Source organism: Thalassotalea sp. PP2-459 (genome assembly GCF_001913705.1).
Classification (GTDB): domain Bacteria; phylum Pseudomonadota; class Gammaproteobacteria; order Enterobacterales; family Alteromonadaceae; genus Thalassotalea_C; species Thalassotalea_C hakodatensis.
On sequence record NZ_MKQD01000036.1, the window covers coordinates 1 to 22,181 of the forward strand.

Below are 22,181 nucleotides of genomic sequence, written 5' to 3' on the forward strand. Positions count from 1 at the left end.
TTCTCCTGAATAACCATTCTCTGCAATCAACGCCGTGCCTCTAAAGCGTTTAATTCTCGCTGAATGACCGAATATTTATGCGAATTGGTATAACACACTATTGATGAATAATTAAATGTTCACCATCAACGATTTTATCGTACGCTTTAATGCCGCAGGCTTTACCGGCTTATTTATAAAAATAAAGTTATTCTCAACGACTTGCTCATAAAGCTCTTCGGAATGATCAGCAGAATTGATAATGATAGGGATCTGACACTGTAAAGTATCACGAATATGATTAACCGCATCAACACCCGTTTTACCATGATCTAAGTGGTAATCGGCCAAAATCATTTCAGGTAATTGTTGCTGACACTTTGCTAAAGCCGTTTGTTGATCGTGTGCAACACTGACCTGACACCCCCATTCTAATAAGCGTTGCTCCATCGCCGTCAAGACCGCAGTATCGTTATCTATCACTAAAACATGTAAGCCCGTTAAATCTCGTCTATTTCGATTAATAACGGGGAGTTTGTCAACTTCTGTTTGCTGCGACACTTTGATCACTGGCAATGATAAGGTAAAACAACTCCCTTCGTTTATTGAAGATGTTAACGACAGTGGAATACCTAGAATTTTACAAATACGAGAAGTAATGGCGAGGCCTAACCCCAAGCCAACATGATGCTTATTACCTTGTGCCCCTTCTATTTGTTCGAAGTCGTTAAAAATACGTTGTTGATCTTCTTGTTTTATCCCCACACCTGTATCAGCTACCTCAATAATCAGTTTTTGCTGCAATTGGTAAGCATTTAATGCAATTGTGCCTTGATCGGTATAGCGCAGCGCATTTGCTAATAAATTTTGTAACACACGTCTTAATAACGCTTTATCAGAACGTGTTGCACAATGATCTATGTGTTGTTCAAACGTTAATTGCTTATTTTGTGCAAGATACGAAAACTCTTCCGCAATAGGTTTTATAAAGCTCTCAATTGTAAAGTCTTCTAAATAGGGGGTTGTACTGCCAGCATCTAGTTTTGTTAGCTCTAGAATCGAACTTAATAACTGCTCAGCATTGGTCAACGAATAATGTATATTATCGCTTAATTCTTTAATATCAGCTTTATCGCCACCTTGTTCTCCTGCTTTTTCTGCAAGGATAGAAGAAAATAAGCTGGCAGCATTAAACGGCTGTAATAAATCATGGCTTAATGCGGCAAAATAGCGTGTTTTATTGATATTAGCTTGCTCTGCTTCTTGCTTGGCTGCCTGTAAATGTAAATTTAACTGCTGTAAATCATGCGTACGTTGCTCAACACGTGATTCCAAATGTACATTCACTTCTTCTAACGCTTTTTGAGTGTGTACAAATTCAGTAATATCTGCATACGTAGTAACAAAGCCGCCACCTGGCAAAGGGTTACCAGACATTTCATACACTTTACCGTTCTTTTGCACCCGCTGAAATCGGTAAGACTTCCCTTGCTGCAAATACGAAATTCGCTTAGCTATTTCTTCATTACGGTTGTCTTTATTAAATAAGCCTCTGTTTGCATTAAACTGTAATACTTCTTCTACTGGCCTACCGACAAATATCTCTTTTTCAGGGTAATCAAACATTTCTATGTAGCGGCGATTCCATGCAACAACACGTAATTCTTTATCGACCACCGAAATACCCTGTTCAACGTTTTGAATGGTCGCTTGTAATAACGAACGGTTAAAGCGTAGCAACTCACTCGCTTCATCAACAATATCAACCACATCATTTAACAACGCGCTACGCCTGCGTTTTGCTGAATCAAACAATAGTTTTGCTGACGCCCCGCCGATCACACCCGCTAATTCTTGTTCTGCTTTTTGCTCTAAAGCAACCGGTGCAACATGCTCCCAGTTAAACGTCTGCTGTTGAAAATAATCATTAATAAGCTGATCAGCTATCGTTGGTCCAAAAAAACGAGCCACTAAACTATGTAAATCGCGAATGGTTAGCGCAGAAGATATTTGGTTAATATCACGCTGAGAGTCATCAGGTTGAATAAAATTAACCGCATGCAATTGCTCTGTAATCTCTGGCGTAGTTGTTAAAGAGTAATATACAAACACCAAGAAACTTGCCACGAGACTAATAAACACACCGTGAGAAATAAATTCGAGCTCCAAGCCAAACATCATCGTTGGACGCAGCCACGCAATACCTAAAAAACCTTCCTGAAGTAGTGCTTCAATATTAATCAAGCTTTGATGAAGCGAAGGTAATAACAAGGTGTACGCCCAAAATAGCGTGCCAACAATAATACTGCGATAAGCCGCTTTTTGGTTCGCTTTTCGCCATACCAACCCTAACAATAATGCTGGAGAAAACTGTGCAACTAACGACATAGACATTAAACCGGTAACCGCTAATAATTCAGAATTAGAGGTAACCTGATAATAGGCATAAGCGGCTAATAGTATAATCACAATAGCGATACGGCGGATCAACAGCAGTTTATCAGGGCTAAGCTTTTGCAGCTGGCCGGCATGTGCTTCACGGTTTAGTAATTTTGGTGTGATCAAGTCATTTGAAATCATAATACTTAATACAATGGTTGCGACAATCACCATACTCGTCGCCGCAGAAAAACCACCTAAGAATGACACTAAGGTCATTAATTGACTGCCCGCTAATATCGGCAATTGCAGCATAAAGCTGTCAGAGCCAACGCTCACACCATCAAATAAAATTAAGCCCGCATAAGCAATAGGTAATGCAAATATATTGATTAAAATCATATATACAGGAAAAAGCCAACGTGCTGTTTTAAGCTCTCTTTCTTCATCTAATTCAATAAAAGTCATATGAAACTGACGCGGTAAACAAAACATCATTAACACGCCTAATAACGTTTGCATGACGTAAACATAGCTGGGTGGCGAGCTAATGGTTTGAACCGCACGGTGCTCGCTTGCCTGTTGAAACAGTTCAGTCATACCGTCAAACATGTAAAAACACACGAAAAAACCAATCGCTAAAAAGGTGAATAGCTTCACTATCGATTCAAACGCAATCGCTAATAAGAGCCCTGGGTTATGTTCAGAGGGGCGAATACGCCTAGTGCCGAATAATATGGCAAACACGGCTAAGGTAACGGTAAACAATAAGGTAATATCTACGGGAGATTGTTCAGTGGGGTAATTAATCACTTCGTTGAAACTGCTAGTAATCGCCCTAAGCTGCAAAGCAATATACGGAATAATAGCAAACACTGCCGTGATGGTAATTAAGCCAGCTAGTTTAGATGATTTACCATAGCGAGAAGCAATAAAATCGGCTAACGAGGTTAACGATTGCTCACGACAAATGCGAGCAACCTTTAACACTAAAGGCCAAGCGAAAATGAACACTAAAATAGCGCCGGTATAGGTTGGTGTAAACCACCATCCCGTGGTAGCTGACTGCCCTGTTACGCCATAAAACGCCCAAGAGGTGCAGTAAACTCCTAACCCTAGGCTATATACTACCGGCTTAACTTTCTTTGAGATTGTGTATTTATCGCCAACAAAGGCGATGGTAAACAGTAAAATAAGATAGAAAAAGCTTAATAAAACTAAGACAGAAATCGGCAGCATAACAGATAATTTTTTATTATTGTGTTAGCCATACTAATCTATCTTTCCTCAATTGCGAATAGTGCTAAAGTACTGTTATGCTTTCTCGTACAATAAAGTACCCATTTTTATACTGAATTATATTATCAAGTATATTTACTTATCATTGTTTTTATGGAGTACTGCAACGAGTAAGGCGGGTAAAAAAGTCAAACTTAAAAAGGTAGACACAAAAATACCGCTCAATACAATAACCCCTACACCTCGATATAACTCTGTACCCTCGCCAGGTATAAGCACTAAAGGTGCGAGGCCAAAAAGTGTAGTAGCCGTTGACATAAGTATCGGCTTTAGCCGTTTTTCAACCGATTGAATCACCGCTTGTCTAACCGCCATGCCTTGCTCAATAACAAAACGGCGCGTTTGATCCACAATTAATATCGGATTATTAACTACCGTGCCCAATAGAATAAGAAAACCAAGCATGGTGATCATATCAAAAGGCAGGTGAATTAAACCAAGGCCAACAAAGCCTAACGCTTTATTTAATCCATTAATAAGCACTAGTCCCAGCAAGCCACCAGCCATTCCAAGCGGTACTGTAGCAAGAATAAATAAGGGGTAACGCCAGTGGGTAAATATTGCCACGAGCAATAAATAACACAAGACAAGCGCAATAATAAAGTTGCTACTTAAAGATGCCTGTGTTGCTTCAAGCTGATCAGCTGCACCACTAATGCTAACATTAATACCTTGCGCGATTGCTCCTTGCTGCCATAGTGCTGGCAATAACTCTTGCCGTACTTTTTGCTCTGCGATTTCCAACGCCACATTACGCGGAGGAATAATATAAACCGTTACCGTTCGTTTACCATCAACACGACGTAAAGAATTACTGTTTTGGCTTTCTTTTAAATCAGCCAGGGCTTTTAGTGGCAGAACTTCACCATCAGGGGCAATTATCGGTGTATTAGCTAGCTGCGTAAGGCTTTGCTGGTTACCTTCACCACTAAACAGAAAAATATCGACTTTATCATCTTCTAAAATAAACTCATCAACATAAGCTCCATCGCTCATTGCAGCAATGGCATAGCCAAAATCGTTATTGTTAATCCCTAACTCTGAAAGCCTTTGCCATCTTGGGCTTATTTCAATTAATGGTTGATCTAAGGTTAACGAACTTGGATCTGAATTGATCTGTGGATTGTCAAACACGACACTTGCCTGTTGATAAACAGCATCTGCAGCTTGATATAGCTCGTTAATATCACTGCCGGCTATATCAACAGCAACAGCCCTTGTACCGCCATCATTACTTGAAATAATTGACCCCCGTGATGAGAAAGCCCGCATATCAGGATAACTTCTAAATTTATCCGTGATTGCTGTCATCATTTGATCAATGTACGTTGCATCTTTCGGCGCGCTTAGTAGCCAAATTCGCCCCACAGAAACTGACATTGAATAATATTCAAGCGGAGGCATTTCAGACTGACCTGCTAAAAACTTTTCTTCGTGTGCATCTAACACAAAAGGATCTAAGTACGATCTTATCTCTTCCCCTATCACCATCATTTCCGATAAATTATAGCTTGGTGGGGCGATCATTGATGAGAAGGCTTTTGGTTCTTCACCCTCGGGTAAATACTCCGCTGCCGGCATCAATAAAAATGCACTGGTTAGAATCACAACGATAAATACCGCAGAAGTAATGCGCGCATGCCTTTTCGTTTGGGTAAAACGATTCGCTAACATTAACCATTTACTTGAAAGTGTTAATTGTTTTCCATGCTGTAAATCTTTTTTCTTACTTAAGGTTGCAAGTGCAACAGGCACGACAAAAATAGCAACAAACATCGAGGCAATAATAGCGCCTGAAATAGCAATTGCGATATCAGAATATAATTGCCCTGCTTCTTGCTCAACAAATAAAATAGGCGCAAAAACCAATACCGTTGTAGCAGTAGAAGCTAACACTGCAGGCCAAACCTCAGTGACACCATTAATAGCCGCCTGTACTTTACTCACACCTTGTCGTTTTGCTTGCATGATAGACTCAAGCACGACAATAGTATTATCTACGGTCATACCAATGGCGAATGCAACCCCCGCCAGCGAGATAACATTAATAGTTCTGCCGAACAACATTAACGCTAAAAATGCTGCCACAGTACAGATAGGTATCCCCATCACACCAACTAATGTTGCTTTACCTGATCGTAAGAATAAATACATGACCAGCGTTGCTAACAGCGCGCCAAGCGCTAAATTGATCCACACATTTTCTAACGAGCTTTTAACGTAACGCACGTCATCACTCATTAAGGTTAACTCAAGGCCATTTTGCGCTAATAGTTGTTGATTAATCTCTGTAACAATAGGCAACATAGCATCTTTAATCGCAAGTACATTTGAGCCACTTTCACGCCTTACAGACAACCTGAGTGTTCGTTCTCCATCTTTGTAAGACACACTTCGGGTTTCAAAATGGTCTAAGTTGACCGTCGCGACATCTTTTAAACGAATATCTGTGGTGTTTTTTCTTGCGACAACTAACTCTTCTAATTCGCTCAAGTGTTCAAAACGACCAATAACACGCAACAAATAACGACTTTTACCACTTTCTATATCACCCGCTGAGGTATCTTTATTACGTGTTCGAATCGCGGTTCTTAGCTCAGGTAAACTCACACCTCGTTGTGCTAAGCGAGCTGCGTCAACTTTAATTTGAATTTGGCGCTGAGCACCACCACTTACGCGAACCTCAGAAACACCTGCCACGCTTTCCATACGAGGCCGAACAAAATCTTCGGCATAATCTCTTAGCATATCAACATCAAGATCAAATGGATTACCTGCCACAGGCTTGAGAGTAAAATACATGAAGGCATTACCCGAAAATGAGCTCGAATAAAGCCTAGGTTGGTCAACATTCTCAGGATAAGCCGGCACTTGACTTAACGCGTTGTTAACCCGAATAAGTGCATCATTTGCATCAACACCAAACGGAAACTCTAATTCAATATTCGCTTCACCCATATCAGCGAACGAGACCATTCGCTTGAGGTTCGATAAGCCACGTAAATATCGTTCTTGCTCGATCAGAATTTCTTTTTCAACATCTTGTGGTGTTGCGCCTGGCCAGCCCGTTTGCACAGAAATAGTTCTAACTTCTAAATCAGGGATCATTTGTACAGGAATATTAAGTGCACCTACCACACCTAAAATGCTACAAATAAGGACAACTACAGCAACTAATACGCCTCGGTTAACGGCTTGTTTAATCATCGCTATTCACCCTTTACCGAGACTTTACTACCTGCTTTTAACATTGCGACCCCCGTTGTAATGACTCGTTGATTTTCATCAATGCCTACAACAGCAACTTTATTTCCTTGGGTTTTTGTGACGGTTACTTTGACATTTTTTGCCGTACCATTATCAACAATAAATACTGAACGTCCGCCATCAGGGTGAGCTTTTATTGATGATTTAGGCAACCACACTAAGTGTTTATTGGTAGCATCACCCGAAAATGCAATATTCACTTTCGCTGACATGCCCGACACTAAATTATGCCCTTGTGGTAAGTCTACCCACGCAGTAACTGCTCGACTTTGTTCATTTGCAACAGGTACTATTTTACTCAACGTTGCCGAAATGGGGTTAGCACCAATGATGTCAGGAATAATGGTAACGTTATGAGTTTGTGGATTAGTTAATTGAAATAAATATTCTTGCGGAATTGCAAGTTTGACACGAAGCTGTTGTTGCTCAACGAGTGTATACACAACCGTTTGTTGAGTAACCCACTCACCAATATCAATATGACGTGCTGAAACAATACCTGCAAAAGGCGCACGTAATACATGCCGCTCTACTGTTTCTTTGTATTGCTCAACACTGGCTTTAGCACGTAAAACCTGTGCTTTGGCTATCGTTAATTGAGAGCGACGTTCTCCTATCGTTGTTTGTGCAACCACCTTTTTACTGGATAACTCTTCAACTTCTTGCAATAAGCGCTTAGCTTCTGACTGCTCCGCTTGTGCTGATTGGTGGTCGGCCGTTGCTTGCTGCAATTCAAGTTCAGCGAGTGTATTATCAAGCTGCATAAGCGGCTGGCCTTTAGTAACGACATCTCCAGCTTCTACAAAAATGCTATCAACAACCCCCGCTTGTAAAGGGGCTAAACTTGCGTGCTGCTTAGATTCTATACTGCCAGAAAGCGTTAATGTTTCACTGACACTCGCAACTTCACCTTTAACGGCTTCAACACTCATTACAGATTCTGCGTTTACAGGCAGTGAAAGCACAGCGATAACCAGTGATAGTATTAACTTTTCCATAAATCCCAACCATTAGGTGTAATAATAACTATTTGCATTAGGGTATACGAAATTTACATGCTATTCATCACATTAACGCTAAAAAACTTAATAATTAAAGGGAAAATTCAACTTTTTGACCAATAGAATACGTTACGCGATTACACCAAGCTTTTGTAAGACCTCATCAATTTCAATAGTTGAAAATTTCGCATGACGCCATTTAGGCTTTTTACTGGTATCCATGTATGAAATCGTAAGCTTTCTATTTTTAAACGAATTGCCTAGATTGTGCTCTCGAAACATAAGATGTGTAGCAATATCTTTAAGGTTTTCTACAAAGGAATGAATTTCAAACGCATCGGTTAGCAAGACTTGTTCGCCGTCAATTTTGTATGTTGTTGTTCTGATCAAACCATATTTAGGTGAGCTATATTGAAAGGCAGCGTTTATCTCTCCGAAATGCGAAAAGTTAGGTAAATAAAGCCTGACGGCTGTTACTTTACCTTCCTGAACATCAAGGTGTAACTGGTTGTCACCGTCACGTGTATGAGCGGTTAATGATGAACTTTTGTCCGTAATGTACCACTGACCAATAAACTCTTCAGCGGATACTTCTGTAAAGAAAAAAAACAAACCAAATAATAATAAAAAGTGCATTACTTATTGCCTCTTCCAACCTGTCTCTACTATTACCAAAAGTCTATTGAATAGCAAGTTTCAAACCTAGGATAAAAATGTGGAACACACATATAACCTGTTAAGCTTAACGTCACATATTTTTTCGATTAAATGGCTTAATGATGACTGTACTATCTTTAGCAATGCTTATATAACACCCTGCATATTCTATTAACAGGCAGCAACAAGCTACCAGATGGCATTACAAGGCTCATTATCGATCAACAATTAATAGAACAACGGCAACAACTCATTCACAAAACTAAAGCAAATGTATTCCACATCCCTGTTTATGGCGTCAAATTCCGTAACCAGCCCACAACTTATCTTCGTGAAGAAATCATTATTCAATCAATTGAGCGCGCCTCGCAAACAAGATGCTAAGCCGTTTTAAAAAAGCCAACTTCTTGATTTAACACCCTTGCTAACTTATCTAGAGCAAGGGTAGCTTCGTTATTCTGATCTAATGAATAAACAGTTTTTTCATTAATATCATCAATTTTTGCCATCATTTCTGTAATAGTACCAATAACATCAACTTGCTCACCTGCCGTGTTCGACACTTCAGATGCATTTTTAAACGAACTATTCGCACTTTGTTCAATTTCCTCAAGTAAACTCATGGCATTATGCGTTTTTGTTTGGCCATCCTGAACTTTTGGAAGTGTATTTTGCATGACAGAAACAACAGTCGACGTTTCTTTTTGTACTTGCTCAATAGTGGATTGAATTTCATTAGTTGCTTCACCCGTTCGAAATGCTAACTGCCTAACTTCATCAGCAACAACTGCGAAACCTCTCCCTGACTCACCAGCACGTGCAGCTTCAATTGCGGCGTTCAATGCTAATAAATTAGTTTGATCTGAGATACTATTAATAACATTAGTAATACCACCAATTTGAATAGTTAAAGCTTCTAGTTTACTTATTTGTTCAACCGCCTGCGTTACAGTGTTAGCGACATTTTGCATTGCATCAACGCTCATCGACATAGAACCTATACCATTATTAGCCCTGTCGACCATTAACTTAGCATTGACTTTATTTTTCGCCGCCGTTTCTGAAATATCATTTATCTTAACTTTCATGTTATTTAAATTGTCACGTGTTGTAACGGTTAATTCATGCTGCTGCTGCGCCAAACGCACTATATTTTCTGAGCCTCTAGTCACTATTGTTGATTGAGCTTTTAAATCATACGAAGCTTTTATAATTTCAAGAACTGTATTTCTCAAACGTTCCTGCATGTTTGCCATTGTTGCCAACATACTATGTTTGTGTGGTGTGGAAAGCGCTTGTACTAAATTACCTTTGGCTATTGCTGTTAATGAATCGGCAGCAACAGCTGGCTCAGCTCCTAAAGATGCTTTAAAACTACTCGCAATAAAATAGGCGACTAATACTGAAAGTAAAAGCGCACTGAAGGTCAACATTAACATGGTATTTTTAAACATGGAGGCATATTTTAAAATAGCGTTTGTGGTGTCAATGTTTTTTGCTTCTTCTAAATCAATAAATTCATTGATCGTATTCAACCACTCTATAAACAATTGGCTTCCACTCGTTTTCAATAATGATAAAGCATCACCACTTATTTTATCGGTTTTTATATTTATAACTTTTAAAATGAAGCTTTCTGTTTTATTTTCGATATTCTCAATTTTCTGTAATAAAGAACTCTCTTTATCGCTAAAACTTATCTCAGAGCTTATCATCGTTTGCATTTTTTGATGTGATTTTTCATAAAACTCAGCTAACTTATTAATGTCATTAATATGATTTTGAGCTTCTTCAGAGGTATCAGAATTGATCAAGTCACGGATGGCAATAGCACGATCATGAACACTACCACGGAAATTAATGGCATAACGCTGCTTAACAATGTTTACATCGGTCATAATACTAAGATCATGACTGATCATATTCACTCTAAAAATACCGACCAGCGTTAATACCAGCATAAGTAATGAAGTGATACTAAAGCCAATTAAAAGGCGTGTATTAATTGTTAGGTTATTTAAAAGGTTCATTTTTATTCCGGTCAAAAGAAGTATAAGGCTAATTTACCGTTTCATCGTTGTTTCAATACGAGTCGCATAACTTGAATACACCGATACACAAAAAGGCACGATATAGGTGATGATCACTTTAAACCAGTTCAGAGGTTGATCACTAAAAATAACATCACTTTGATTCACTAACGTTAAAATTGTCCCCACAACAAGGCTTATAGTAACTGCTGTTTTAAATTGCTTTCGTGTGTAATTCACTTCACCCTATTCACTATTACGTTGTCAGTGCGGTATATGTAAGAACTAGTTATTAAATAAAAACTTTCATTAACAAGATAATATTTATAGATACGTTGTTATTCATGGACCGCATGATATTAGTGCGCTTACCAAAATATTAAAAAGTTATTTACTCATTATTTAACGATAATTTCATCCGCGAATATAAATGCTTCTTGCCCTGGACGAATGTGCCACTTTGGCAGCTTTGAGATATTTTTTGCAGTTACTTTTATGTAACGCATTCGTTTGGGCGTAAATGCTACTTTAAATTGCTTTAGTTGATAGTCTGGTACATTGGCTTTTGTTTCATAGGATTCTTTACCAAGTAAAGTAAAATTACTCCCGTCTTCTGATTGTGAAAAACGTACTTCTGTAGGCAGCAAAATGGAGTGAAGAACACTTTGTAAAAAGCCAATTTCAATCGATGACACCGATGTTAGTTCTCCCAGATCTATCACAACAGACAAATCTTTTTGGCGATAGCCTTGCCATAATGTTTTATAATCGGGGCCACCTGACAAGCCGTCAATTAACGTATCATTTCCATTGGCGGCATACTTTTCATCATACAATGACAACAAACGAATATCTTTTCCTACAGCAAGGTGACTTACCTTAGTGATCTCACCATATTTTTTACCTTGCTCAAATTTTAAAGTCTTTTTACGAGCAATTTCATTATGCTGAGCAACCGTTAAACGTTGAAAATCAATCCCTTTTCTAGCCGGAGTAAGATAAAAAGCGTGTCCACCTCCACTGGCCATAGCAACTGTTAATTGATCCCCCTTGTTTACAACAAGCTCATTAATTTCTATATCCGCTGGAGAATCTTGAAAATCTGTTGTCATTGCGTCAGAAAATGCTCGGACAATATAATTTGTGTTCTCCTCAAGAAAATCCAATGAAACATCGACCGTCCTCGGCTTTTCATCTGTCATACTTCCTATAAACCATTGACTACCCTTTCGGCGAGCTATCGTAATAAAATCACCAATTTCACCATGAAGTACTTTTGTTTCATCCCACGTAGTAGGAACAGCTTCTATGAACTCAAAGGCAGGTTGTTCATGATAATTTTCAATCATGTCTGCCGCCATTTGCATTGGACTATACAAAACAACGAACATGGCAAGCTGTTTAGCCAAAGTAGAATGCACTCGATATTGACCGTGCGGATCAAATTGAATATTAAAAATTCCAGGGGTATAGTCCATAGGACCTGCAAGTAACCTAGTAAAAGGTAATGTTACCGTGTGTTCCGGTGAATTCCCTTCACTCCAGCCATTCCACTCCATTCCACGTCCCCCTTCACGTGTCATCATATTCGGGTAAGTTCGTCGTATTCCTGTCGGCTTTATCGGTTCATGTGCATTCACCATAATGCGGTATTTAGCAGCAAGCTCTACTACTCTTCGGTAATGATTAACCATCTGTTGGCCATGATGAAAAACACCTTCAGGGTGCATTTTTCCAGCATAGCCTGTTTTAATTGCATGAACACCTACCTCATGATAGAGTTTAAAAGCAGCTTCCATTTGTTGCTCATACATAGGAATATTGCCACCTGTTTCATGATGACCAATTAAAGCGATATTATTTTTTCTACCGTATTGAACAACCTCAGCTAAGTCAAAGTCATCATAAGCCGTAGTAAAGTCTTGTACATTGTGGCCTGTATGCCATGTTTCCCAGCCTTGATTCCATCCCTCCACTAAAACGCCGCCGATACCATGCTGCTTAGCAAAATCAATGTAGGATTTAGTATTTTCAGTAGTAGCGCCATGCTTTGGTCCTGACTCCCATGTATATTTCCTCATGTGCATCCCCCACCAGATACCGATATATTTCATAGGTTTTATCCAAGAACTGTCGGTAATAACGCTCGGCTCATTTAAATTTTCTATTAAGTTGGATTCAATTAAATCAGCGGCACGTTTAGCAATTTGAATGGTTCGCCATGGTGTTTTAAAAGGGGCTTTTCCTTTAACTTTTATACCGTCAGGCCAAGGCACTAAGTCACTCGTTAATCGTAATGCTTGCCCGTTTTTTTTAATTAACGTCATCCCAGCATAGTTAGTTAAAGCTGCTTCATGAATACTTAAGAAAACATCATTTTTACCTTTCATGGTAATGGGTGTATTCACCGCCGTTATTTGCGATAGTGGTGTTTTTTTGTATAAATGCTCATAACTATCATAATCGGCAGGAGTCCACCAAGTCGTATAATTATCCGTAAAAGCAAATTCGGTTTCTTCTGATGTTATGGCAAAGGTTGTTAGGTTTTTTTGTTCCGGAAATTCATAACGAAACCCTAAACCATCATTAAAAAGACGAAAATAAAGATGTAATCGACGAGGGAACTCACCTGACTCACTAAGCACAACCTTCAGTTGTCGATAGTGGTTTTCTGCTGTGCTTGTTTGCCCCCAAACTTTTTTCCATGGTGCATTTACTTCGCTAACGTCAGTAGATTCCACGACAAAGTTTGCTAGCATGTTTGCTTGTGATTGAAATTTAAACCCTAACGTTGAAGGTTTGATCAACTCAACTCTGTCATAAGATACTTGATATTGTGCTATACCTGTTTTTACTGAAAAAGTTAATTTAATACGCTTATCTGGAGAATCAATCATATATTTGTCATTAGCACAAACACCAAAAGCAAAACAAATACTCATCAAAAACATAACGTGTTTAATTATGTTTAAAAATGATTTTCCTGACATACTCATAGCAAGCTAGCTGCATTAAATAATTGGTTGGTTTTGTTACTTGTAACCGCATAATCAAAGCCTGATTGAATACAAAAAGAGCCATACTCTCCTGACTTATTCAATGCTAAAAAGCCCACTTGAAAGTCTTTATAATCCCCTAGTTTTTTTGCTATACGCTCTACCGCTGCTTGACAAGCTTGGGTTGGACTCATACCTTGTCGCATCATTTCGACCACTAGATGACAACCTACGGTTTTTATCATCAGCTCCCCCATCCCCGTCGCCGTTGCTGCACCAACTTCATTGTCAACATAAAGCCCTGCACCAATAATGGGCGAGTCACCAACTCTGCCATGCATTTTGAATGCCGCTCCACTCGTAGTACAAGCACCTGAAAGGTCACCGTGTTTATCTAGCGCTAACATACCAATTGTGTCGTGGTTCTCAATATTAATCACTGGCTCATATTTTGATTTAACTAACCATTGTCGCCAATCTTGCTCAGATTTTTTAGTTAACAGGTTCTCTTCTTTAAATCCCTGTTCTTTAGCAAATTTTAATGCTCCCTCTCCCACAAGCATCACATGTGGCGTTTTATCCATTACTAAACGTGCAACAGATATCGGATGTTTAATATGCTGTAAAAAAGCCACTGAGCCACAGTTTTGATTTTCATCCATAATACAGGCGTCGAGCGTTACTTTCCCTTCTCTATCTGGGTAGCCCCCATAACCAACGGTTCTTACCTCAGGATCTGCTTCGGGGACTCTAACGCCTTTTTCAACAGCATCAATGGCTTTACCATCAGTAGTTAATACCTGCCAAGCGGCTTTATTTGCTGCGATACCATGTTGCCATGTTGAAACAACAATCGGCTTATTAATCGTTTTTTTTTCTGTATGATGCGCCGTGATCTCACTTGGGTGGCTTTTTCCTAATGCCTCAGTAAAAAGGCCTGAGGCACTGAACGTTGCAGCACCTGCCAATGAAAATTTCAAAAACTCTCTTTTAGATGACATTACTATTCCTTAATAGTTACTAATTGGCTCTTAATTGCATGTGTTTGGCAAAACTAATTGCCCCTTGCTCTGCATTGTGTATTGGCGAGGATAGCTCTTTAGCAAGCGTTACAGGCAACATAGGAATGAGTTGCCTTGCAACTCCTCCTAATAATGTAATTCTTGGTGGGTTAGTGTTTTTCAATAAATCAATGGTACGAACGATAAACTGACAACTGTCTTTAATCAGTTGTTGTGCAACAACGTCCCCTTTTGCAGCTGCATTGAATACAAGTGGGGCTATAGCGCCAAAATCTCTAGCGCCGGCTTCTGCTAATGTATCAGCCAGCTGGTAGCCACTGGCATTAAAGTGCTGTGTTACCAGTTCACATAATAAGCTAGGCTGAGCATAACCATCATATGATAACAATGCTTTTTGTACCGCTTGATAACCTAACCAAGAACCACTGCAATGATCGGCTTGAAGAAAGCCATATCCGCCAATCATTGTTTTCACGCCATTGACTAAAGAAAGTGCGCTAAATCCTGTGCCAACAATAACCATGGCTCCATCACCACCAGCATGTGCACCGATAGTAGCGACATGTAAATCATCGGTATAATACATCGCTTTAAACGGATGCTGCCAATTTTGCATCATCGTCAGATAACGAGGTAAATGCAACCCTGCCAACCCCGCGCCAACGACAAACTGTCCATAATGTTGTTCCGAAAGTTCTGCTTGCTTTAGTGCTTCCTTAAACGCTGTCATAATCGAAAGAATAACAGTTGCTCGACCATGTGAAGGATTTGCTGTGCCTCCTATACCCTGTCCGAGAAATTGACCACATGACGATTCAATACGCACTCGACAATGCGTACCACCACCATCTATACCCGCATAAAAAACTTCGCCATTAACTACTTTCATCTCTTAATCACGCTCACGTGACTGGAATGAAAACGTTAAATGACCTGACCGCTTAAGTTCATCATGTGTAATATGGTTACGATTAAGCTTTTGTCCATTTAGATCAATATTATCTACAAAGTTTTCACCTGTGCTGCCCAGCTGTTTAATTGTAAACTTTTGGTCATTGGCTAATGTTAGTGTCACTTCATCAAATAATGGCGTGCCAAAAATATACTTTCCATCAGCTGGATTTACAGGGTAGAAACCAAGTGAACTGAAAATATACCAAGCAGACATTTGACCAACATCATCATTGCCCGCCAAACCATCTGGATCCGCACGATACATTGTTTTTCTAATTTCTTTTATTCGTGCTTCACCTTTCCATTTTTGATCCGTAAAAGCGTATAAATAAGGAATATGGTGGCACGGCTCATTACCATGAGCATATTGGCCGATAAGTCCTGAAATATCCGGTGAAACATCACCCTCCATTTCTGAGCTCACCGTAAACAATTGGTCTAATTTATTAATAAAAGCTTGTTCACTTCCAAATAAATTCTTTAGTCCATTTACGTCATGTGGAACAAACCACGTATATTGCCATGCATTAGCTTCTGTATAATCAGTAGTGCGATGATCAACATGAGTAGGGCTAAAGTTTTCTACCCATTGACCTGACTGATCTTTGCCACGCATAAAACCAACACGTTTATCAAACAAGTTTTTATAGGACTGTGCTCGTTTGGTGAAATATTGATAGTCATCATCTTTGCCTATCGCTTTAGCTAATTCGGCAATTGCCCAATCATCGTAGGCATATTCTAAAGATTTAGAAACAGCCTCAACTTCTAATTCTGAAGGGATATAACCATATTTGTCGAACAAATCGATACCAAACTTATTTTGCATTGCAGATGTTTTGCTTGCTTGTAACAGTTTCTCAGGATCAACTGTCGTTAATCCCTTCAAGTAAGCATCAACAATAACGGGAACCGCATGATATCCAATCATCACATCTGTTTCATTCGACATCAGATCCCAAGTTGGCAAAACACCTGATTCATCGTAAAAGGCCATCATCGACTTTATTAAGTCATCCACTAATTTGGGATTAGTGATCGTCAATAATGGATGTAATGCTCGAAAAGTATCCCATAGAGAAAATAATGTATAACGGTTATACCCTTCAGCAACATGAGTTTTTCCATCAGCACCGTAATATTCACCATTGGCATCACTAAATAAATGTGGTGCCATAAAAGCGTGATATAGGGCAGTGTAGAACTTTGTTTTCTCTATTTCATTATTATCTTTTACTTGAATTTTATTCAGCTGATCCCGCCATAAGCTCTCTGCTGCTAACTTAGTTTTATCAAAGTCAAAAAACGGTGCTTCAATGGCAATATTTTTACGAGCGCCTTCAATACTGGCATATGAAATGCCCACTTTGACAGTGACACTTTTATTATTCAATTGAGCAAAACTTAGTACAGCTTCACTTTTTTCTGCTTGAATACTATCGCCTGATACCATTTTCTTTTCATTAAATAGCTGAGCTGAAAACGCTTCACTAAATTCCATGACAAAGTACACAGGTTGAAATTTAGCCCAACCAGTTGATTTACGATAACCAACTAACGTAGTGTTATTTTCAATACGAAAATACGTATCAACAGCCTTATCAAAATTTTGTGCATACCCTAAGTCTACGAGTATTTGTGGTGTCCCCTCGCCACCAAAATGATACCTGTGTACACCTACACGTGCAGTTGCCGTTAGTTCAGCTTTAATATCTTCTTGGGGTAAATAAACAGAATAATAACCCGCTGATGCTTTTTCATCTTCCTTTTGATATTTTGCATACAAATGACCAACGTCATTATTAGTGTTTTCAGGATAGTTTGATACAAAAGGCATCACCAAAATATCCAATAAATCGCCAACTCCAGTACCCGATAAATGGGTATGACTGAAACCTAACAAAGTATCGTCAGAGTAGTGATAACCAGAAGTCCAGTCCCATCTTTCTTTCGTCAAATTATCAGGGCTAAGTTGAACCATACCAAAAGGTACTGTAGCACCAGGGAATGTATGGCCGTGGCCACCAGTACCAATAAAGGGGTCCACATAGGATAGAACATCAACGGTCTGTTCTGGTTTAACCGACTGTTTTGAGTTTGATTTACCCAACTGATTTTGACTACAGCCTAGTGTCAAAAGTAATGCAGCAGCGGATAACATAATTCTTTTTTTCATAGTGTGCTAATTTTAATTTCCAGTTAAAAGTTGAAATGGTTAATTTTCTAATTTGTCGTACCAATTTTTCTTTAAAATAAATGATGTTATAAGCATGACGACTATTGCAATGACCATTGAATTTGCTTCTTTTATCACTAAATAAATAGGGATAACCACTAAAGATATTTGCCAAATCATACCTACTACGATATTGAGGACATCACGTCTAAAATTAGCGTTACTAACAAAATTCGGATCTTGCGCCAATACTTTTTGGTGAATAGGTTGCCAAAAACCCCAAGGACGTACATTTTTATAAAAGGTCATCAGTACGTCATCTTTTTCTGGCGGTGTTAATAATGTGCCTAGGACTGAACCGGTAATTCCGGCCAATAGAAGGAAAGGAAACGCGTATAAGGGCTGTAAATCGGGATATATTAACGGTAAAGCTAATGATGCAATCAATCCAGACATCATCCCCCAAAAGTAACCAAATGCATTGAAGCGCCACCAATGCCATTTAAGTAAGTTTGCAGCTGCGTAACCACCAAATAAAGCAGCGAAAATCCATTGCATGATGTCGTTTATACTAGAAATAAGGTAACCAACACCGACTCCAGCAACCACTAATAAAGTAGATATGAGATAGCTGAACAGAATATAATGCCGTTCACTTCCACGCGGATTAAAGTAACGCTTGTAAACATCATTGACGATATACGCTGGTGCGGCATTAACTGAAGCAGCGAAGGTCGACATAAAAGCAGCCAATAGGCCAGCAATCAAAAGACCACTTAAGCCAACAGGAATAAAGTTTTCAATGGCATAAGGTAAAATTTGTTCAAAATCAAAAGCCTCATTGCTGCTTTGTATTTCAGGCCCCATAAATACTAAAGCTAATACTGATAATCCAGCTACCATCATGTATCGCGGAAAAAACATCACTAATGACACTATCCCACTCATCTTTGCTGCTTCTTTGGCATTTTTTGTTGCTAGAATACGCTGCATATCATAGTTAGGAACTGGCCCTGCTAAGCTCGATAAAATCCCCTTGAATAACATCATCATAAAAAAAATGCCGAATAAGCCAAAACCATCATCCGTCATCTTTTGATTAACTGAGTCAATTACGCCTGTCCAGTTAAGATCTAAATGCCAACCAAATGACAACTCTTTCCAGCCAGCAGGAATAGCAGCGTTCAAAGCGTCACTACTTACAGTATTCATAGCGATGACGCCCACAGCAATAGCCGCAACCGTCATAATGACGAATTGCAATAATTCTGTAAAAACTACGCTGTACATGCCTCCTTTCACAACATATAGCGTGGTAAAAGTAAAAATAATCAGTGCGTAGGTATCAGGAGATAAGTCCCAAGGGAAAAAAATAACGGCAAACTTACCTATTCCTTTAAACGCATAAGAAATAAAGCCTATAGCACTGACTACAGCAAATATCACTACCGCAAGATGAGAAAGCTCAGCACCACGACCATCACCAAAACGAGTTTTTAACCATTCAGCCCCCGTCATAACGTTAGAACGTCGTAACCATGCTGATAAATAAATCATTAAAAACACTTGGTTAAATATCGGCCATATCCAAGGTAACCATGCGCTTTTCAAACCATAGACAAAGCACATCGATACCAACCACATGGTACCTGCAATATCAAACATGCCAGAAGCGTTTGATACACCAAGTGCCCACCAAGGAATTTTACGGCCACCAAGAAAGTAAGAGTCAATGTTTTTAGATGCACGTTTAGATAAGCTAAAGCCTATCGCCAATGTTGCAATTAAATAAAAAACGATAATCAGTATATCAACAGGTTGTAACGACATAGATGCCCTTTAAATTATTATTGTTGGTAGCTATCAATGATTGACATTATCTTTATCTCTTCATCCAGTAAAGCGACTTCTTGCTGGCTTAACGCTTCGATATTTAAGGTTATTCGCTTATTCATATTAGGAAGAAGATCAAAAAAGTTATCCGAAAAATTGCCTGTGTGCCCCGGCATTGAAACATGCACTTGTCTCGCCAACACTCCGCTGCTTAAATTGACTATCAACTCCCCCTGCTGATAGCTTAAATGAGATGTAATCACAGCTGGCTTTAGTGCTAAGGCTTTCGTCGGAACAAAATAATGAAAGGCTTCGCTTATCAAAGATTGTTGTGAATCATCATGAAAGAGTTGTACAACATAGACCAAGTTTGTCGCATCATGCATCGCGAGTAATTCAGCACGAGGTTGTGAACTAAAAATTGAAACATTTAAGGGTTCAATTTTTACGGTATCTTGCTGACTATGCATAACGACACCATCCAACGTCATCAATTGTTGTTTTACATAGTAAGACTCGCATTCACGTTTATCTGAAATTAAGTTAACGTTAACCTGTTCATCTTGTTCATCAATAAAAACCGCAACAGGTTCAAAGCTACGTTTAACTTGATAGTGTAATGCTTTCCATCGTCCGTAATAGTCAATACCTGACCAAGACGCCACCGGCCAACAGTCATTTAATTGCCAATATAAACTCCCCATACAAAAAGGCATTGCACTGCGGTGTGCTTCAAAAGCAACCTTCATTCCTAAAGCCTGTTGCACTTGGCTTAAGTACAAAAAACTTTCAAAATCTTTTGGCTCTTGGTATTCATCATCCATGTATTGTTGAATTAAACTATTACCGCGAGGGTGTTTTTGATGTGTTTTCATCACAGGAGAATCTAACCGCCAGTCACTCGCCACAGAATAGTTTTGTACCGACTCAAGAATAGGGAAAGATTGAAAGCCAAACTCACTCATAAAGCGAGGGACTCGATTCTTAAATTCACTGAACGGTTCTTCACCGTGCCAAACGCCCCAGTAATGATTATCTCCGCGGTTATCATCAGCTTTATTTTCCCAAAAGCCAATTGGTGAAGAAGAAAAGTAGAATCGTTGAGGGTCTAACTTTTCCACCATTTCTGGTAAAACCTGTTTAAATAACAAATCATAATCTTGTTGTAATTTTGTGTAGAGCTGATCTGAATATTCAAATTTTTCAGGCCATTGCCAAAATTGAATCCCCATCTCAGTTTCATTATTACCACACCATAAAGCAAGGCAAGCATGATTGCGTAATCGCTTAATATTGTATTCTGCTTCTTGACGAACATTTTCAATAAAGTCATCATCGCCAGGATACAAACTGCAAGCAAACATAAAGTCTTGCCAAATTAAGATCCCATGTTCATCAGCAAATTGATAAAATTCATCATTTTCGTATATACCACCTCCCCAAACACGTAGCATATTCATATTTGCTGAAACAGCATCGGTAAAAACCTTTTGATATTTTTCTTTACTCACATGATTTAAAAAGCTGTCTGAGGGAATATAGTTCGCCCCTTTCATAAAAGTAGGCTGTCCATTTACTTTAACAAAAAACGATTCGCCTTGAGCATCAGCCTCGTTGATCACTTCTACTGTTCTTAAACCAACTGACAACAACTGTTTATCTAAACATTGTTCACCATCTAACAGTTCAATTGAAAATTGATGTAAAAAAGCTTCACCTAAACCATTAGGCCACCATAATTGGGGCTGTTTAATATCAATATTAACGTTTATTGCATTTTTATCTGTTGTTAGGTTTATCGGTATCTTCTGAGTAATTCCATCAACATTTTGGCAACATACATTAACGAAACCATTAAAGCCTGTGAAAGGCGCTAAACTGATCTGAAAAGTTAATTTAGCAAGTTCTTTACTTATCAAGTTCTGCTTTACATAAATGTTATCTATCCGCGCTTTGGTAATGCCTACTAGCTTAATATCACGCCAAATGCCAGATGTGACAAATCTAGGTCCCCAGTCCCAACCAAAATGATATGGCGCTTTGCGGGCGTAGACACTAAGTCTCTCCGAGGATTTATCATTTTCAGCAGGGTAGGTAAAACCATTATCGATATATTTTGGTAATGTTTTAATAATAGGAGAATGAAACTCCACCCTAATTTCATTCTTTCCGAGCAGTAAGTGTTCCTTGCAGGAAATTCGATGACCTACAAACATATTTACATTTTCTAAAATCAAGACATTATTAATATAGACGTCACAATATGTATCCAACCCATCTATCACTAACTCTATCGCTTCTTGTGCAAACAGTTCTTCATTTAGTTCAAAGTACTTACGATAATGCCAGTCTTCTCGCTCAATCCACTGCAGCTGATGTTCATGATCACGATAAAAGGGATCGTTAATGATGCCATTAGCGATCAAGTCACTGTAATTACAGCCCGGAACTACAGCTGGTAGCCAACTATCATTGCCAGATTGACGAAATTGCCAATGTCCATTAAGGCTCATTTCTTTTATCGCTACTAATTCTTCATTTTTAGGCATATATACTACTTCGTTTATAAGATTCTAAATAACTCTACA

General features: G+C 38.9%; 12 protein-coding genes. All 12 read right to left on the minus strand.

From position 1 onward, the window contains the following. Positions 1–111 precede the first annotated feature (111 nt). The 12 genes from BI291_RS07955 to BI291_RS08010 all read right to left on the minus strand — a co-directional run bounded on the left by BI291_RS07955 (position 112) and on the right by BI291_RS08010 (position 22,142). Entirely contained in the window at positions 112–3,597 is a 3,486-nt protein-coding gene (locus tag BI291_RS07955) for a PAS-domain containing protein (RefSeq protein WP_074498106.1), read from the minus strand. Between the two features lie 135 nt (positions 3,598–3,732). Then, a complete protein-coding gene (locus BI291_RS07960) occupies positions 3,733–6,864 on the minus strand; it encodes an efflux RND transporter permease subunit (RefSeq protein WP_074498107.1) in 3,132 nt (1,043 codons plus the stop codon). 2 nt (positions 6,865–6,866) lie between these two features. Beyond that, the gene (locus BI291_RS07965; RefSeq protein WP_074498108.1) at positions 6,867–7,922 is read right to left on the minus strand and encodes an efflux RND transporter periplasmic adaptor subunit; all 1,056 of its coding nucleotides are present in this window, start codon (positions 7,920–7,922) and stop codon (positions 6,867–6,869) included. A gap of 132 nt (positions 7,923–8,054) precedes the next feature. Then, complete coding sequence (locus tag BI291_RS07970; RefSeq protein ID WP_074498109.1) at positions 8,055–8,561, minus strand: hypothetical protein; 507 nt, start codon at positions 8,559–8,561, stop codon at positions 8,055–8,057. A 401-nt stretch (positions 8,562–8,962) separates the two neighbouring features. Then, positions 8,963–10,612, minus strand: coding sequence for a methyl-accepting chemotaxis protein (locus BI291_RS07975; protein WP_074498111.1), 1,650 nt, complete (start codon positions 10,610–10,612; stop codon positions 8,963–8,965). A gap of 33 nt (positions 10,613–10,645) precedes the next feature. Further along, positions 10,646–10,852, minus strand: a complete 207-nt coding sequence (nrtS, locus tag BI291_RS07980; protein WP_074498113.1) for a nitrate/nitrite transporter NrtS — start codon at positions 10,850–10,852, stop codon at positions 10,646–10,648. A gap of 158 nt (positions 10,853–11,010) precedes the next feature. Continuing rightward, entirely contained in the window at positions 11,011–13,509 is a 2,499-nt protein-coding gene (locus BI291_RS07985; protein WP_254849546.1) for a glycoside hydrolase family 97 catalytic domain-containing protein, read from the minus strand. A 95-nt stretch (positions 13,510–13,604) separates the two neighbouring features. Beyond that, positions 13,605–14,609, minus strand: coding sequence for an isoaspartyl peptidase/L-asparaginase family protein (locus tag BI291_RS07990; RefSeq protein ID WP_074498118.1), 1,005 nt, complete (start codon positions 14,607–14,609; stop codon positions 13,605–13,607). Positions 14,610–14,628: 19 nt separating this feature from the next. After that, positions 14,629–15,519, minus strand: coding sequence for a BadF/BadG/BcrA/BcrD ATPase family protein (locus BI291_RS07995; protein ID WP_074498120.1), 891 nt, complete (start codon positions 15,517–15,519; stop codon positions 14,629–14,631). A gap of 3 nt (positions 15,520–15,522) precedes the next feature. Beyond that, on the minus strand, positions 15,523–17,760 hold the full coding sequence (locus BI291_RS08000; RefSeq protein WP_074498121.1) for a GH92 family glycosyl hydrolase: 2,238 nt from the start codon (positions 17,758–17,760) through the stop codon (positions 15,523–15,525). A 39-nt stretch (positions 17,761–17,799) separates the two neighbouring features. Further along, positions 17,800–19,590, minus strand: a complete 1,791-nt coding sequence (locus BI291_RS08005) for a sodium:solute symporter family protein (protein WP_074498122.1) — start codon at positions 19,588–19,590, stop codon at positions 17,800–17,802. A 17-nt stretch (positions 19,591–19,607) separates the two neighbouring features. Then, positions 19,608–22,142 carry a glycoside hydrolase family 2 protein gene (locus BI291_RS08010; protein ID WP_074498123.1) on the minus strand — a complete coding sequence of 845 codons (2,535 nt, stop codon included), beginning with the start codon at positions 22,140–22,142 and terminating at the stop codon, positions 19,608–19,610. Positions 22,143–22,181: the final 39 nt, after the last annotated feature.